Genomic DNA, 18,095 nt, shown 5'->3' on the forward strand with positions numbered 1-18,095 from the left:
TAACAAATATTAATTTAGAAAAAACTTTGGGAAAGATTGACGGTACATAGGATTATATGTTTATATCGTATTTAATGTGGCTGCTGTTTTCAAGGATAGCTTTTTTTGCGAGAATATCAGCTAACTCATTTAATTTGTCATTAGAGTGCGCTTTAACTTTGGTGAATTTTATTTTGAAAAATTTTGAGTAGTATTCATATTGCTTTTTATATAGTTTTGTTAAATTAGTTTTTGCTCTCCATAAACTCAATGCCCACTTTTCTATCCCGGTATAGTCATAGTTTATTTCTATACAGTTCAATTTTTCCTGCCTTGCGTATTCAAAGGCTAATAGGGCCGCAAGAATTTCACCTGCCACATTTCTGTGCTTTAAATAATCACTTTTGGAGCAAACTTTCCAGTATTTTTCTACATTTTGATTTCTTATCACAACAATTCCAGCGCCAAATTTTTTCAGCCTGTTCTCATAACTTCCATCAATGTATATTTTCACACATTTTGCATTTTCAATGTGGGAAGATTCAGCTTCAAAAGCGTTGATACTTTCCGATTTTTTATTAAATATACTCAAAAATTCTTTTGCTATTATTTCGTTTGTTGCTTCTAAAATTTTTAGATATGTTGGTATAAATTGTTTATTGTAGAATATTTGAATTTTCAGATAATTTTTCAGTTTTTTTATAAAATAAACCTCCTGATAGTTAAAATGTTGAACTTTACATATCTTGAAATTATGCGGTTCTAAAAATCGTTTAAATCTTTCAAATAAGTTTCTTAAAAAATGATCTGGAAAATGTAGATTATTAGAGCCATATTCTACGGACATATTTATGTTATCTTTTATAGAAAAATTGTTTTTATTTTCTAATTTTAACTTTGAGAAAAACTTTTTTTCAAATGGAAGTTCTGTAATGAATATTTTTTTTCGTGAGCGGGTGATAGAAGTATATAACCACTGGAAATATTCTTTACTGAATGTTGAACTGTAATATTCCGGATCTATAAATACATTTTCCCATTCTCCACCCTGCGCCTTATGTGTTGTTATTGCATATCCATATTTAACATGTAAGGAATTATAGTAAGGGTCGTTTCTTAATACCTCTAATATGTACTCTTTTGATTTTCTTTTATTCTCTGGAATTTTACTTATGACAAGAGTATACAGTGCTTTTTTTATCTTAGGTTCTATGCCAGTTGTTTTTGAATCTAAGGAGTTTGCCAATATTTTTCGAGTAAGGTATTCATTTGACGAAAGATTTTTCAATTTAACATCGTAAAATTCTAATTTAATATATTTTTCTTTGTTTATAGGTATTTGAGGAATTACTTCATAATTTAGTATTTTCACGACTTTGAGAAACTCGCCGTTAAAAATGACTTTGTCATTGTAATACGTATTTTTTACGTTTAATAATATTTCACCGATTTCCAGTTTATTTGAAAAATTCATTTTTTCTCTAATAAAATAATTGTATCTTAAAGCTTTTTCGTTTTTAGAGCAGAGAATGATATTTGAATGTATATTACTTATGTCAAAATGTTCAATTAGGTTGTCAACTTTTACAAAATCATTTGAATATACAAGCTCTAAGTGATTAAGTTCATTATTTTCAATACTGCTTTTGATAATGTTAGCGTTTTTTAAAACAGTACTATCATCCTTTTGTCTTACTACTTTTGTAAGATATAGTTTTTTACCTTTTAAATTAAACTTTTTTTCTATATATTCTTTGTCAAGAGCGGGTGATTGAGAAGAACCAACAGGCGGAAGCTGGTACTCATCACCCACAAATATTATTTTGTTACTTTCACCATTTTTGACATATTCGACTAAATCAGAAAGTAATTTTCCACTTCCAAATATTAAATCGTTGTCAGAGATGTCAGAATTTTTGTTGTCATGTATCATAGAACTTTCGTCTATTATAAATATGGTATTACTGTCTGATGAAAGTTTTAATGCAAAATATGTTTTAATTTCATTTATTTCAACATCTTTTTTGTGAGTTTCTGATTCATCAAATATTAAGTCTGTATGCAACAAATTATATATTTCTTTGTGGATTGTTTTAGCCTCGTTGTTTGTTTTTTCGCTCAGTATTCTGGCAGCTCTGCCCGTTGGAGCTAGTAATACAAATTTAATTCCCATTTGTTCAAGATATTTCACATAGTTTGAAATAAGAAAAGTTTTTCCAGAACCTGCACTTCCCTGGATTATTAAAAAGTTCAGATTATTAGAAGTAAATTGTTTTAGTTCATCAAATATGTATTTTTGCTCTTTTGTAAATACGAATTTTCTTTGAAGGTTTTGAGGCATAATTAACCCCCAAATACTAATGAGTCTAAGATTCAAATATAAATTTTACCATAGTTCTCATAATACTGTTAGCAAGGCTTGCCCCGAACACAAAGTACGAAAGATCTAACGCGGATTAACGAAGTTAGCCTCCCATCTGTGTCATTCCGAGGAGCAAGAAGGTGAAGAATCCTCCACTCTGTCATTCCGAGGAGCGCATGCGACGAGGAATCTTAATTAGCGAGTGTTAGCGAGCTTGGCGAGGTTAGCAAGGCTTGTCCTGAGCACGGAGTGCGAAGGATCTTGCAAAAATTATCCCCCAACCATGTCATTCTGAATACATAGTGCGAAGGATCTTAATTTAGCAATTTTAGTGTATGTTTGTAATTCCAGTTTTTCTATTTTTTACACACACATAGGATTTTATAATAAATGAATGAAATAATATAAATGAGAGAAAAGTTAATGAGAGGAGGCAAAGAATGTATATTTCAAAAAATGCAACAATAGGAAAAAATGTGAAATTTGGCCACAATGTTATTATAGAGGATAACGTTTTTATAGGAGATAACGTTGTTATAGGACATAATGTGGTTATCAGGGAAGGAAGTGTAATAGGGAAAAATTGTATTATTTCAGATAATACTGTGCTTGGGAAAGAACCTTTTAAAGCGTTAACCTCTGCCACAACAGAGAAAAGAGAGCTTGAGCCGTTAAAAATAGGGAACTATGTGACAATAGGTGCAAATTGTGTGATTTATAAAGGGGCAGTTTTATCAGACTACGTATTTGTAGGGGACCTTGCAAGTATAAGAGAAGATGTGGTAATAGGCGAAAAAACTATAATAGGAAGGGGCGTTACTGTTGAAAATAAGACAAATATAGGAAAATATGTAAAAATCGAAACAGAAGCGTATATAACTGCTATTTCTACGATTGAAGATTATTGTTTTATAGCTCCTGAAGTAACGTTTACAAACGATAATTATCTGGGTAGAACAGAAGAGAGAAAAAAGTATTTTGGTGGACCCGTAGTAAAAAAAGGTGCAAGAATAGGAGCAAACGCGACTATTTTACCGGGAATAATCATCGAGGAAGATGCGCTTGTTGCCGCGGGAGCAGTTGTTACGAAAAATGTTCCTGCTAAAAAAATAGTGGCGGGCGTTCCTGCCAGGGTGTTAAAAGATGTCCCTGAAGAGCAGCTTTTAATAAATCAAATTTATTACGAAAAACGATAATTGCAAAGAATTAAAGTAAGGCTAATGAGGAGGTATTTATTTGAAACAAGTGAAAGAAGCGTTAGTGCTAATAACAATAGATACTATGAGATACGATGATAAAATATTTTTGCTCGAAAATGATGGAGGGTTTATAGATTTTAAAAATGTTTTTGCAACAGGAACGAGTACTCCATTTGTATTTCCGGGGATTTTTGCTTCGTGTTATCCTGCTGTATATCGACCTTCCGTTCCAAAACTTGCAGAGGTATTAAAATCTAATGGATATGCAACGTTTGGACATAATGGAGGCAATGTGTACTGCTCTGATGTTAATGGTTATGATGTTGGTTTTGATTTTTTTAAAGATAGATTTAAGCAAAACACTATGACAGGTCTAAGTACATATATACCATCTTACAATGATATATTGAGTGACTTTTTTAAATGGATTGATGAAGTAAAAAGTGAGAAAATATTTTCGTGGTTACATTTTATGGATTTACATGGAAGATGGGATCATTTTAAATATTTGAGTGAAGAATATAGGCGAATAGCCTTGAAGGTGTATCAAAAAAAGAGTAAAAAATTAGAATTTGATAGCAGAGAATTATCAGATTACAAGAATTTAAGGGCAGAAGTGTTAAAACATTTGAAAGTTGGAATATCTGAGATTATGGATTTTGTTGGAAAGCATGCTGAAAAATATATTTTGATACTAACATCTGACCATGGAGAAGAGTTAATGGAACATGGCAATATTGACCATTTACCAAAATTATACGATGAAATTTTGCACGTTCCGTTTATGATTGCGACAAATATAGAAAAATTGAGAGAGCAGTTTAAAAGTGTAAAAAATAATCTGATTTCTTTAATAGATTTACCGGTTACATTAGTAGATACTCTGGGCTTTGAGAAACCAAAAGAGTGGCAGGGATTAAATTTTGTAAAGAAAAAAAGAGATTTTATTTATGCAGAAAGTTTCAGGCAGAAAAACTCTCCACGGCATGATCCAGCTATGAGAGGTGTAAGGAATTATTGTGTAAGAACTTTAGAATGGAAATATATGATGCTTGATACAAAAGAGACGTTTTTTGATTTACAAAAAGATCCATATGAACTCAAACCCGAAAGTGTTCCAGAGAAAATAAAAAATTATGTCAAAGAAATTCTTAAAAATGAACTTAAAAATCGTTTAAAAGTTATAGTTGGAAATAAGCTTTCAAACAAGAAGGAATTCAAAAAGGAAAATGAAGGTAACAGGGGCGAAGGGTTTTTACTATCGGAGTTGAAAGGAGAAAATTATGGTAAAGTAGTAGAGTTTTTTAAGAAGGTTGCGCCAAAGACCGATAAAGATTATGTAATTTTATCTCTTGCATATTACAATCTTAAAAAAAGGAATGAAGCTATTACTGCTTTAAAAAGAGCTCTTACCATTAATCCTGGCAACCTCGATGCTCTTTTTAACCTTTCGCAGATTTATCATGAAATGCGAAAATGGAGCAAATTATACGATGTTGCTAAAAGATATTTTGAAATTGATCCGAACAACTGGCAGATTAACGATATGTTGTGCGATGTTTATGCATTTGAAGGACATTTTGAAAAAGCAATAGAATATCTTCAGAGAGCTTTGAACTTTGCTCCAAAGGAAATATTACCTGAGATAGGTGAAAAAATACATTTTTTAAAATCAAAAGAAAAGGAAGTAGAGAATAAACCGAAATTAGCATTTATATGCGCGAAGGGGTTAGATAGTTTTTTGGATGATATAGTGAAAAGTTTAAGTAGTGAATATTGGGTGAAAAAATATAGAGTTAATAATTCAAAAGAGATATATTCGGCGATAGATTGGGCAGATATAATATGGTTTGAATGGGCAAATGAAGTGGCTATCATCGGTACTAATTATCCAAAAATTGTTGGCAAATCAGTATTTGTAAGACTGCATAGTTATGAGTTATTTACAACGTATCCTGTGAAAATAAACTGGAACAATGTTAATAAGATAATTTTTGTAGCTCCTCATATTAAGGAAATTTTTGAAAGATCATTTCCGAGAATTTTAGAAAAAGTTAATTGGGAAGTTGTTTATAATGGAATAGATCTGGATAACGTCTCTTTTGAAAAAAAAGAAAAAGGATATGATATAGCGTGGGTTGCTCATATAAATCACAAAAAAAATCCTGAAATGATAATCCAAATAATTAAGAAATTAACAGAAGTTGATGAGCGTTACAAAATACATGTGGCTGGAGATTTTCAGGAAAGGCGTTACGAACTTTATTTAAAGCACATGGTTAAGAGAATGAGATTAGAAAGAAATGTGATATTTTATGGATGGATAGATGATATGGAAGAATGGTGGAAAGATAAAAATTATCTACTTTCTACAAGTGTGTTTGAAAGTTTTGGCTTTGCCATAATAGAGGCAATGGCAAGGGGTATAAAGCCGGTAATTCACAGTTTTTATGGAGCAGAAAGGTTATATCCTGAAAATTTACTTTTCGATACGATAGATGAGGCAGTTCAATTTATAATCTCAGGTGATTATAATTCCGCGGAATACAGGAGTTTTGTTGAAAGGTATTCGTTAAAGAAACAAATTAAAGAAATAAAAAAAATCTTAAAATTTAAATCAGGGAGAGGAAATTAGCATGGATATAACTGGGTATTTAAGAAACGGAGACTTTAAAAGAGTAATCGAAGCATTTTCAAAGTTAAAGTCCAGGACAGCAAGTGATTACGTAGCTTTATCCCTGGCATATTACAATCTGGGAGAAAAGAATCGTGCAATAGCTGCTTTGAAAAAAGCAATTAAAATAGAACCGAAAAATTTAGATGCACTTTTTAATCTTGCCCATATTTACCACGAAATAAAAAAGTGGGATAAGTTGGAAGACATAGCACTAAAATACCTTAGTCTCGATCCTCATAATTGGGAAATTAACGATATGCTATGTGATTTATATATTTTTGAAGGACATTTTGAAAAAGCTATAGAATACCTTAAAAGAGTCCTGGAAAATGTTCCGGAAAATTTAGTTTTTCAAGTGAAAGAAAAAATGAGCTACTTAAAAAAGAAGATAGAAGAGTCCAAAAAGAAAACGAGAGTGGCATTTGTATGCCAAAAAGGATTGGGACATTTTTTAAACGGTATAATATACGGCATAAGCGATGAATACTGGGTAAAGAAGTTTTTAGTTACAGAGAATGAAGAAGTCTATAGAGCAATAGATTGGGCAGATATAGTGTGGTTTGAATGGGCAAATGAAGTAGCAATTATTGGAAGCAATTATTCTGGAATTGAAGGGAAGCCTGCAATTGTAAGATTACATAGGTATGAAGCTTTTAGAGAATTTCCTGAAATGATTAGATGGAACAACATATCTACCCTGGTATTGGTGTCTCATTCTATGAAAGAAGTTATAAGAAAATATCATCCCGAAATTGGAAAGAAAACACAGATAGAAGTAATTTATAATGGGATAGATTTAAGTACAGTGTCGTTTAAAAAGAGAAATAAAGGGTATAATATTGCTTTTGCAGCATATATTAATAGCAGGAAAAACATACAGCTAGCACTCCAAATTATGAAAAAATTAATAGCCATAGACAAAAGATACAAACTACATATAGCCGGTGATTTTCAAGAATTGGTGCTTGATCTTTATTTAGATTATATGGTGAAAGAAATGGGGTTAGAAAATAACGTGATATTTTATGGATGGGTTGATAATATGGAGGAATGGTGGGAAGATAAAAATTATTTGCTTTCTACAAGCATTCATGAAGGTCATCCGTACAATATTATGGAAGCAATGGCACGTGGCATAAAACCTGTGATTCATAATTTTTATGGAGCGAAAGAACTTTATGAACAGCGTTGGATATTTAACGATATAGATAAGGCATGCAAAATAATAGCCAGTAAGGAATATGATTCAGAATATTATAGAAATTTTGTTCGGAAGAAAGGATGGTTGCTGGATAATCAAATAACTCAGGTTAGGAAGTTAATTAGTAAGTTGAAAAAAACAGTCAATTTGAAAATTTCAGAAATAAAAAAGGAACCAGACTTAAACAATTTGGATGAAGTTGATAAACATCTAAATTATTTATCACAGATTTCTGAAAAAGACTATGTAAAATTTCTGGAAGATTTTATTGTAAAGAGTCGTTTCCCTGTGGATTTTAAGATGGAATATTATTCTTATTCTTTGTATAGAAATATGAGAAATTACGATAGGTTTTCATACATTTCAGATGTTATACCAGAATATTTTCATAAAGAAGGAAAAAAAGTATTTGAAAACATCAGCGATAAAAGTCACAGAAAAAGCAACTTATTAAAAGCAAATTCGAAAATTAAAGTAGGTTTTTTGTTAAATGGTTTGGATTATTTTCAGGTAATTTTTAGGCATATATTCGAAGCAGTGGTAGCCAGTAAAGATCTTCACTTTGAATATCATTTTATAAGTGTTTTGCCTGAAAACTTTTTTCAAAATTCCAGGATTGCTAAAAATATGTTGCAAGAATATAACATTAAGTATTACATCCCATCAAGTAAAAATCTTATTCAAAGAGCAAACGAAATACTTACATATATTAAAGAGGAAAAAATGGATGTAGTAATTATTCAGTCATTTTATTTGATACCGTTGATGATGTTTATGTATCCTGCTATTAGAAAAATTGTACCTGTAATTGGACAGTGGATGTTGCAGGATTTAGAAAAGTATTTTTTGGATAAAATAGATTTTTTAATGCTGGAAGAAAAAGAGAAAGAACATTTGTTAAATGGAGGTTTGAAAAAGACAAAATTATTTGAATTTATTAATGCTGTTGATAGAGAAATTATAGAAAATTCTCGTGACGTTAAAAGTTTTTATGGACTACCGAGGAATAGCGAGGTAGTAATTTCAGTAGGACGGGCGATAAAATATATGAACAAGGAATTCTGGAAAGTAGTTTTAGAATTACTTGAAAATATCCAGAAAGATTTACGATTTATTTTTATAGGTCCTGATAAAAAAAGTGTGGGAAAATATGTGCCAGACTTTTATTTAAAAAATAAAAAAATAATACTTCATGGACCTGATTTAAATGGAAGAAGTTTTTTAAAAAGTGCTGATTACTATATAAATTCATTTCCCAATGGAGGTGGTATTTCTTTTAAGGAAGCATATTACGCTGGATTACCAATTATAAGTTTCTATTCCAGGTGTAAAAATAAGATAAATATACATTGTCGTTCTTTGTATCTTCCGATCATTTATTATGAAAATGCAGAAAATTACTTTCCAGAATACAGAGAGGGAGAAAATAATGTAAATAAGTTCTACGAAATGGCTTATAAACTAATAACAGATAAAGGTTTCAAAGATAGTTTACAAAATAGTAGAAGAATTCCAAAAGAAAAAATGACTTATGAGTTCTTTATTACCAATTTTGAAAAGTTTATAATTAATAATTTCAGGAGGTGATAAGTAATGTCAAGATTTAAATACGATTTTGAGGCAGTGAAAGAACGTGTAGATGAACGAATAAGAAGAGAAGTTAACGAGAAATTTCCAGGTATCATTTTAATTGATAATGTATCATTTTGTAATTTACGTTGTTCCATGTGTTCCCATAAAGATATGGTCAGGAAACCTGGATTTATGGAATGGGAATTGTACAAAAAAATAATAGATGAGATAGCCGAAGAGAGACCAGATGCGAGGGTTTGGATAACATATTTTGGAGAAGGATTACTTCTTAAAGACCTTGATGAAAGGATTAAGTATGCAAAGGAAAAAGGGTTAAAAGATGTTGTGTTGAATAGTAATGGGGTATTGTTGCCTCTTAATAATTGGGCAGATCGTCTTGTGAAAGCTGGTCTGGATGCTTTATATGTAGGAATAGATGCTTATTATAAAGAGACATATGAAAAGCTGCGTGTAGGTGGGGACTTCGATAGTGTTGTGGAAGGAGTTTTGTTGTATAAAAAAGCTTTACAACGTTATGGAAGAGACGGGCAAAGGCTTTTTGTCCAATTTGTTGAGATGGAAGAAAATTCTTCTGAGGTAGAAAAATTTATAGAATTTTGGCGGGGTAAAGGGGTAAATGTTAAAATTCGACCCAAGGTTAGCTGGGCAGGAAGAATAGAGGCGAAAAATTTGAAGGAATTTGAAAAAAGACTCCCGTGTTTTTGGGGATTAAATACTATGAATATAGCTCATGATGGGTCTGTTTGTTTGTGTGCAATAGATCTTGATTGTCAAACAAAGATGGGAAACATAAACGAGAAAAGTTTGAAAGAGGTGTGGAACACTGCGCTAAAAGATTTCAGGAAAGTGCATCTGAAGGGAATGTGGGAAATTCTTCCGGAAATGTGTAAAAAATGTAAGGATTGGCAGTCTGGTTACGCAGAATATATATCATAGGAGTGATAGTATGAAAAAAATAAAGAAAATGTATACTGATTTTTATGTTCACACTTTAAATCGTTATGGTATAAGAAAAGAAGCGCAGGAATTTCCAATGATGGTTGTCTTGAGTATAACTTATGTATGTAATGCTAAGTGTCCTTCATGTCCTTATACAAATTCAGAGATAAGAAATTCATATGAAAAGGCACTGTATATTCGGGAAGATACTTTTAAGATTATAGCAGATCAATGTGGAGAATACGGGGCATACATAAGATTTACAGGTGGAGGAGAACCACTTATACATCCGAAAGCGGTTGAGCTTGCAGAGTATGCAAAAAAAGTAGGTGCAAGGGTATCAATCATAACGAATGGATCTTTACTTGATAAAGAAAAATCGTATAGATTGTTAAAAGCCAATGTTGATATGATAGAAATCAGTGTGGATGCGGCAGATAAAAAGACATACGAGAGTGTAAGGAAAGGATTAAGCTGGGAAATTCTGCTGGAAAATGTGGCAAATTTTGTGAAAATGCGAAATGAGATGAAAAGTTCTACAAAGATTATTGTTAGTGCAATCAATCAAGAAGGTGTGGATATAGATGAGGTAGAAAAATTTTGGAGAGACAAAGTTGATCATGTTCAGCTGAGAAAATATTTAACCTGGGGATTTTTGAATCCAGAAAAATCTCAGGATCCTCTACCGTATCTTCCAGATGAGGCACCATGTCCATGGCTTTTTGAAAGGCTAAATATAGATACATATGGTAATGTGAGTATGTGCGGATATGACATAGCTTTTAGTACACATCTTGGTAACGTGCATGAAAAAAGTATAAAAGAGATATGGAAAGGCGAGGAATTTCAAAAACTTAGAAAACTTCATTTAGAAGGTCGAATGAACGAAATAGAACTGTGCAGAACATGTACTGACAGAAAATATAGAACATGGACATATAATTTTTACAAATTGGTTGAGATAGCTGAAGAAAATAGAAAGAAAAAAATTGAAGATCAGAGGTGAATGGATAGGTGTGCGGGATATGCGGTTATACTCGGAACCCACATGATGCTATAGAACCTATGACGAGCGTTCTACAGCATAGGGGACCAGATGAGAATGGTTATTTTGTTGATAAAAAAATAAAATTAGGTTTTAGAAGACTGAGTATACTTGATCTGGAAACAGGGAAACAACCTGTGAAAAATGAAACAGGAAAAATTCATGCGGTATTTAATGGAGAGATATATAATTACAAAGAATTGCGAAAAGAGCTTATAAGAAAAGGGCATCGTTTTGTGTCTGATCACTCTGATTCAGAGGTTATAGTGCATTTATACGAAGAATATGGAATAAAATTTCCTGAAAGACTAAATGGCATGTTTTCGATTGCACTATGGGATTCGGAGAAAGAAAAGTTGTATCTTATTCGAGATAGGCTTGGACAAAAACCGTTATATTATAGTTTAATAAATGAAGAAATTATTTTTGCTTCCGAAATAAAATCTATATTGAAGCATCCAGAAGTTCGTAAAGAACCAGATTTTGAGGCTTTATATCATTATTTAAGTTTCAGACATGTGCCTTCTCCAATGACTCCTTTCAAAAGCATATTTGCTTTAAGACCGGCTTCTATTCTGGAATATGATTTTAGAACTAAAAAAGTGGCTCTTCATAAATACTGGGAGTTAAATTTTAAGGAGCATAATTTTAAAAGTTATGAAGAAGCACTGGAAGAATTTAGAGAACTATTTATAGATGCAGTTAAAATTAGACTTAATAGTAGCGATGTGGAAGTGGGAGCGTATCTTAGTGGTGGTGTAGATTCAAGTAGTGTTGTATCGATAGCTTCAAGATATCTTGATTCTTTAAAAACATTTGCACTTGGATATTCAAATGCACCATCCGGGAAATTTGAGGATCTCAAGTTTTCAAAATTTGTTTCGGAAATTTTTAGAACACATCATTATGAGTATATTATGGATGCAAATGAGTTGATTAATGATTTTTCTAAAGTAATAAAAGCTTTTGATGCTCCTTTTGCTGGAACGATATCTCCATATTTTCTTAATAAACTTGTTTCCAGGCATGTTAAGGTGGCTCTCTCTGGCGATGGTGCCGATGAACTTTTTGGAAGTTATTTAACACACCGGTTGGCTCAACCTTTAATAAATTACGCAAAGTTAAAAGGAAAAAAAAGTCTTACAGTTGAAGAACTTGAAACACTTAAACCTTTTGATGAAAATCTGAAGTTTCTTAGAGAAATATTTGAGAAAACTAATGGAGATCTTATGAGAATGAGATACGTTTTATTTGTTTTTGATGATTTTGAAAAAAAGAATGAACTTTTGGAAAGAAGTTTTTATGAAAATAATGGTAATTTTAATACTTTTGAATTAATAAAAAAAGAATTTAACGATTTAACGGCAGGTGATCCATTAAATAGAATACTTGAATATGAGTTAAAAACCATATTTCCCGACCAGGTGTTAGCTTTTGTGGATTTTTTGTCTATGGCACATTCTGTAGAGGTAAGAAGTCCATTTTTAGATTACCGTTTGGTAGAATTTGTAAGTAGATTACCTGGAACCTGGAAAATAAATAAAGGTGTGGTGAAAAAGTTTTTAAAGGACGCTGTTCAAGAATTTTTGCCGGAAGAAGTTACTAATAGAAAAAAAGAGGGATTTGTACTTCCAAATTATTATTGGCTAAAATTGTATATGAAAGATTATGTTTATGAACTTTTAAATTCCGAAAAGTTAAAAAAACATGGGATGCTTAATCCGGGCTATGTAGAAAGAATACTGGATAATTATTATGGCAAAAAAGAAAACGATTATGTGCTTGCCTCAAAGATATGGACACTAATTGGGTTTCAAGTGTGGTGGGATGTATATTTTGGTTAGAGGGTGATAGGATATGAAAGGAATAATTTTATCCGGGGGATTTGGCACAAGACTTTATCCAATGACAAAGGTAATTTCAAAACAGTTGTTACCCATATATGATAAACCGATGATATATTACCCACTTTCTGTGCTTATGTTAATTGGTATAAGGGAAATACTTATAATTTCGTCGCCACAACATATAGAGTTATATGAAAAGCTTTTAGGGAATGGTTCACGCATTGGAATAGAAATATCTTATGTTGTTCAGGAATATCCAAAAGGTATAGCAGAAGCTTTTTTAATAGGTGAGAATTTTATTAAGGATAATAGAGTTTGTTTGATTCTTGGGGACAATGTATTTTATGGGCAGGGATTAGTTCAAATACTGCGAGATGCTTCACAACTGAATGAAGGAGCAGTAATTTTTGGATACTATGTTAATAATCCGAAACAGTTTGGAGTTGTTGAATTTGATGATAGAGGGAACGTTCTTTCAATAGAAGAAAAACCTGAAAAGCCAAAATCTAATTATGCAATTCCTGGCCTGTATTTTTATGATCAAACTGTTGTGGAATTTGCACGGAATTTAAAGCCCTCTGAAAGGGGAGAGCTTGAAATAACAGATTTGAATAAAGAATATTTAAAAGCTGGAAAATTGAAAGTTAAAATTCTTGGCCGTGGTATAGCCTGGCTTGATACTGGAACACCTGAAGGATTACTTGAAGCAAGTAATTTTATTTCAGCTATTCAAAAAAGGCAGGGTTTGTATGTGGCATGTATTGAAGAAATAGCATATCGTCAGGGGTATATCAGTAAAAATCAGCTTTTAAAATTAGCAAATGAAATGAAAAACACAGATTATGGGAAATATTTGTCAAAAATAGCGTATGAAATTTGAAGTGGTGAGATAACATGACTATACTTGTTACAGGTTGTGCTGGGTTTATAGGAAGTAATTTTGTATATTACTATCTTGAAAGGTATAAGGATAGAAAAATAATAGGCCTGGATAAACTTACATACGCAGGTAATCTGGACAATCTGGAGAATTTAACTGAAGAACAAAAGAAGAGATTCAAATTCATAAAAGGAGATATAAATAACAAGGAACTTCTTGAATGCGTATTCGAGGAATACGATGTAGATGGAGTGATAAATTTTGCGGCAGAGAGTCATGTGGATAGATCAATAAGTGATCCACAAATATTTTTGAAAACAAACGTACTTGGTACACAGACATTACTTGATGTAGCAAAAAAACACTGGTTTAAGGAAGGAAAATGGCTAAGAGGAAAAAAATTCTTACAAATATCAACAGATGAAGTATATGGTTCACTTGGACCAAAGGGATACTTTACAGAAAAAACACCTCTTGATCCCCACAGTCCATATTCTGCAAGTAAAGCAAGCGCTGATTTAATAGTAAAAGTCTATTATGACACATACAAAATGCCAGTAAATATAACAAGATGTTCAAATAATTATGGACCGTATCAATTCCCAGAAAAACTGATACCGTTAATGATATGGAACGCTTTAAGTCACAAAGAACTACCTGTTTATGGAGATGGAAAACAAATAAGGGATTGGATTTTTGTAAAAGATCATTGTCGAGCGGTGGATGTAGTTTTTGAAAAAGGAAAAGTGGGAGAAATATATAACATAGGCGGGCATAATGAAAAAGAGAACATATATATTGTCAAAAAGATAATAGAAATCTTAAGAGAAAAAACTGGAGATGAAAAGATAAATGAACGGTTGATAAGACATGTAAAAGATAGACCAGGACATGATAGAAGATATGGAATAGATCCTACTAAAATACAGAAAGAACTTGGCTGGGAACCGCAAATAATGTTTGATAAAGGAATAGAGATGACAGTGGAATGGTATTTAAATCACCTGGATTGGATGAAAAAAGTTATGAGTAAGACAAAGAGATTTAAGGGGGCGTTCTATGATACCTTCTAACAAACAGGTCCTTGTAGGGAAAGAATTAGAGTATATAAAGGATGCTTATGACAGTTTGAAGATAGCTGGTGGAGGGAAATATACCAGAAATTGTGAAAGGTTCATAGAGGAAAGATTTAAAGCAAAGAAAGCATTTTTAACCACATCGTGTACGCATGCTCTGGAAATGAGCGCTTTTTTAATTGATATAAGGCCTGGTGATGAAGTGATAATGCCTTCATTTACTTTTGTATCCACAGCAAATGCCTTTGTAATTCGAGGAGCAAGACCAGTATTTGTAGACATAAGAGAAGATACTCTTAATATTGATGAAAAATTAATAAGAGAGAAAATAACTTCCAGAACTAAAGCAATTGTTCCTGTTCATTATGCTGGGGTTGGAGCAGAAATGGATGTTATTATGGAAATCGCAAAAGAAAAAAATTTATATGTAATAGAAGATGCTGCTCAGGGAATTGGGGCAAAATATAAAGATAAATTTTTAGGTACTATTGGGCATTTTGGAACATATAGTTTCCACGAAACTAAAAATTTTACAATGGGTGAAGGCGGAGCCCTTCTTATAAATGATAAAAAGTTTGTAGAAAGGGCAGAAATAATTAGAGAGAAAGGAACTGATAGATCAAAATTTTTCAGGGGAGAAGTTGATAAATACACGTGGGTTGATATTGGTTCAAGCTATATTCCTTCTGAGATAAACGCAGCAATTTTGTGGGCCCAGTTTGAAAATATTGATCATATACAAAACAGGAGGAAAAGTGCCTGGTTATATTATTATGAAGAGCTAAAAGATTTAGAAAATAGAGGTGTTTTAAGACTACCCATAATCCCCGAAAATGTTGAGACAAATTATCATATTTTTTATGTACTGTTTCCCACGGAAAAATTGCGTGAAAAGATTAGAAATTACTTAAAATCGAACAAAGTTAACGCTATCTTTCATTATATACCACTGCATCTATCTACATATTATAGAAAAAACTATGGAGAAGTTTCCCTGCCAGTGACGGAAAGTATAGCTTCCAGGATTTTAAGATTACCTTTATACAATACTATTACTGAATCTGAGTTGAATTATATTGTGACTATGATAAAAAAATTTTTTAGATAAGAAAGTGAGATTATGAGCAGGATAGCAATTCTTCAACCTAATTATTTGCCCTGGAAAGGCGTTTTTGATATGATAAATAGAGTGGATATTTTCGTATTTCTTGATAATGTTCAATATACCAAGCACGATTGGCGGAATAGGAATTATATAAAAACACCCAATGGAAAGCAGCTAATAGTGGTACCTGTGAAAAATAATAGTATAAAGCAGTTGATTAAAGATGTAATGGTATCAGATAAAGTTAACTGGCAGAGGAAACATTATAATTCGTTTATAGCAAATTATTCAAAAGCGCCGTACTTTAAGGACTTTAAGTGGATGCTGGAGGATTTTTATGTAAAACAACAATGGGTTTATCTTTCAGAGTTAAATATTTATACTACAAGAGTTATATGTGAAGTACTTGGGATAAAAAAGACAGAATTTGTTAAAGCGTCTGAACTTGAAATTCAAAATGCTGACAAAAATTTACGTTTAATAAATATAATAAAAGCATTAGGAGGAAAAGAATATTTATCAGGACCAGCCGCTAAAGATTATCTTGATTTAGAGTTGTTTGCAAAAAATGAAATAAAAGTGGAATTTATGAATTATAAATATCCTGTTTATCCACAACTTTATGGGAATTTTTTGCATGAAGTTACAGTACTTGATGTAATATTTAATTGTGGAAAAAATGCGAAGAATTATATATTTCTTGAATAATGTATTTGTTTTTGAAGAATTGAATATTAGAAAGTTAAAAGTGGGGGGTAGCATTTAATGAAAAAGCTGTGGAAATGTATAAAAAAAGAGGATATGAATTGGGAGGAGTTTTGAAAAAAGAGATTTTTAGAGAAGGGAAATATCACGATCTGTTGATTATGTCTAAATTTAGAAAGTATTAGTTCTCTTGTAAAGCTTATAACTTATTTGTTGTGCTAAAAAAACTTCTAAATATGCCGATAATTTATACGGAATTACCAGAGCGCTCTGGATTCAAGGATGAAATATTTCACACGGAGGTGATGATATGAGGATTAATCACAACATCAGTGCGTTGAACGCATGGAGGAACATAGGAGCTACAAACACAGCGATGAGCAAGACATTGGAAAGACTTTCCTCAGGTTTGAGGATAAACAGGGCAGGAGACGACGCAGCAGGATTGGCAATCAGTGAAAAGATGAGAGGTCAGATTAAAGGTTTAAACATGGCGATAAAGAACTCACAGGATGCTATATCATTGATACAGACAGCAGAAGGAGCATTGACAGAGGTACACTCCATATTACAGAGGATGAGGGAACTTGCGGTGCAAGCATCGAGTGATACAAACACAGATGTAGACAGGAACCAGATACAGGCAGAGCTTGATCAATTAAGGGAAGAAATAGACAGGATAGCAAGAACAACAGAGTTTAACACAAAGAAATTGCTTGATGGTAAGCTTGAAAGCTTTAGATCAAGCGTTGACGCAAAAGTTGTTACTGGCGGTAATATTAATTTGCAAATTTCAGGTACAGGGAATGCGACTACAGCAGAAGGAAGTTATATTATCGAGATAGGGCAATTTACCGGGGCAGAAACCAGTGAACTTGATATAAAAATATCTCGTGCAGATGCAAATGGTGTCACTCAGCTGACACTTATTGCGAACAATGGTGCTAGTTCCTGGTCAACAGCCAGTATAACATTCTCCTGGACTAATTTGAATATTTCAGATTTTGGTGGAGCATTGCCACAGGATGAAGTGGTAGATGCAGCAGTTGCAAGAATTGAAGCAATAAACACATCGGCGAATCAACTAATCTTCCAGATAGGAGCGAACGAAGGGCACAACATGGTGGCAGGGATAGACGACATGAGTGCAGGAGCGTTGGGAATAACGACAACCTCACTTGACGTGACATCGCAGGATGCTGCTGAAAGGGCAATAATGGTGATAGACGCAGCGATACACAAAGTAAGTTCACAAAGGGCATCGTTGGGAGCTATTCAAAATAGATTGGAACACACAATAGCAAACCTTGGAGTGGCATCAGAAAACTTAACAGCAGCAGAAAGCCGTGTAAGAGATGCGGACATGGCGAAAGAGATGATGGAATTCACCAAGCAACAGATATTGCTGCAGAGCAGTATGGGAATGCTTGCACAGGCAAATGCTCAACCTCAAAATGTACTTCAATTATTAAGATAATAAGCGGTAA

Annotated in this window: 12 protein-coding genes; 11 read left to right on the forward strand and 1 reads right to left on the reverse strand. The window is 32.5% G+C overall.

The genetic code is table 11. From position 1 onward, the window contains the following. Nucleotides 1-52: 52 nt before the first annotated feature. On the reverse strand, nt 53-2,320 hold the full coding sequence (locus JYK00_RS03710) for an AAA family ATPase (RefSeq protein ID WP_207567345.1): 2,268 nt from the start codon (nt 2,318-2,320) through the stop codon (nt 53-55). A gap of 461 nt (nt 2,321-2,781) precedes the next feature. Here JYK00_RS03710 and JYK00_RS03715 point away from each other — a divergent pair, with 461 nt between their 5' ends. The 11 genes from JYK00_RS03715 (at nt 2,782) to JYK00_RS03765 (ending at nt 18,085) form a co-directional block, all read left to right on the forward strand. Next, nucleotides 2,782-3,537: an N-acetyltransferase gene (locus JYK00_RS03715; RefSeq protein ID WP_207567346.1), complete on the forward strand. Its 756-nt coding sequence runs from the start codon at nt 2,782-2,784 to the stop codon at nt 3,535-3,537. Between the two features lie 49 nt (nt 3,538-3,586). Continuing rightward, nucleotides 3,587-6,175, forward strand: a complete 2,589-nt coding sequence (locus JYK00_RS03720; RefSeq protein ID WP_228288221.1) for a sulfatase-like hydrolase/transferase — start codon at nt 3,587-3,589, stop codon at nt 6,173-6,175. 1 nt (nt 6,176) lies between these two features. Next, nucleotides 6,177-9,005 carry a glycosyltransferase family 4 protein gene (locus tag JYK00_RS03725; protein ID WP_207567348.1) on the forward strand — a complete coding sequence of 943 codons (2,829 nt, stop codon included), beginning with the start codon at nt 6,177-6,179 and terminating at the stop codon, nt 9,003-9,005. A gap of 6 nt (nt 9,006-9,011) precedes the next feature. Continuing rightward, a complete protein-coding gene (locus JYK00_RS03730) occupies nt 9,012-9,947 on the forward strand; it encodes a radical SAM/SPASM domain-containing protein (RefSeq protein ID WP_207567349.1) in 936 nt (311 codons plus the stop codon). A 10-nt stretch (nt 9,948-9,957) separates the two neighbouring features. Beyond that, nucleotides 9,958-10,956, forward strand: a complete 999-nt coding sequence (locus tag JYK00_RS03735; protein WP_207567350.1) for a radical SAM/SPASM domain-containing protein — start codon at nt 9,958-9,960, stop codon at nt 10,954-10,956. A gap of 8 nt (nt 10,957-10,964) precedes the next feature. After that, entirely contained in the window at nt 10,965-12,839 is a 1,875-nt protein-coding gene (gene asnB, locus JYK00_RS03740) for an asparagine synthase (glutamine-hydrolyzing) (protein WP_207567351.1), read from the forward strand. 13 nt (nt 12,840-12,852) lie between these two features. After that, a complete protein-coding gene (gene rfbA / locus JYK00_RS03745) occupies nt 12,853-13,722 on the forward strand; it encodes a glucose-1-phosphate thymidylyltransferase RfbA (protein WP_207567352.1) in 870 nt (289 codons plus the stop codon). A gap of 14 nt (nt 13,723-13,736) precedes the next feature. Continuing rightward, complete coding sequence (gene rfbB / locus JYK00_RS03750) at nt 13,737-14,795, forward strand: dTDP-glucose 4,6-dehydratase (RefSeq protein ID WP_207567353.1); 1,059 nt, start codon at nt 13,737-13,739, stop codon at nt 14,793-14,795. After that, entirely contained in the window at nt 14,782-15,906 is a 1,125-nt protein-coding gene (rffA, locus tag JYK00_RS03755; RefSeq protein WP_207567354.1) for a dTDP-4-amino-4,6-dideoxygalactose transaminase, read from the forward strand. The genes rfbB and rffA overlap by 14 nt, the downstream gene beginning before the upstream one ends. A gap of 12 nt (nt 15,907-15,918) precedes the next feature. Then, the gene (locus tag JYK00_RS03760) at nt 15,919-16,611 is read left to right on the forward strand and encodes a WbqC family protein (protein WP_207567355.1); all 693 of its coding nucleotides are present in this window, start codon (nt 15,919-15,921) and stop codon (nt 16,609-16,611) included. A gap of 307 nt (nt 16,612-16,918) precedes the next feature. After that, a complete protein-coding gene (locus tag JYK00_RS03765) occupies nt 16,919-18,085 on the forward strand; it encodes a flagellin N-terminal helical domain-containing protein (RefSeq protein ID WP_207567356.1) in 1,167 nt (388 codons plus the stop codon). Nucleotides 18,086-18,095: the final 10 nt, after the last annotated feature.

It is taken from the genome of Thermosipho ferrireducens, assembly GCF_017358165.1.
GTDB lineage: Bacteria > Thermotogota > Thermotogae > Thermotogales > Fervidobacteriaceae > Thermosipho_B > Thermosipho_B ferrireducens.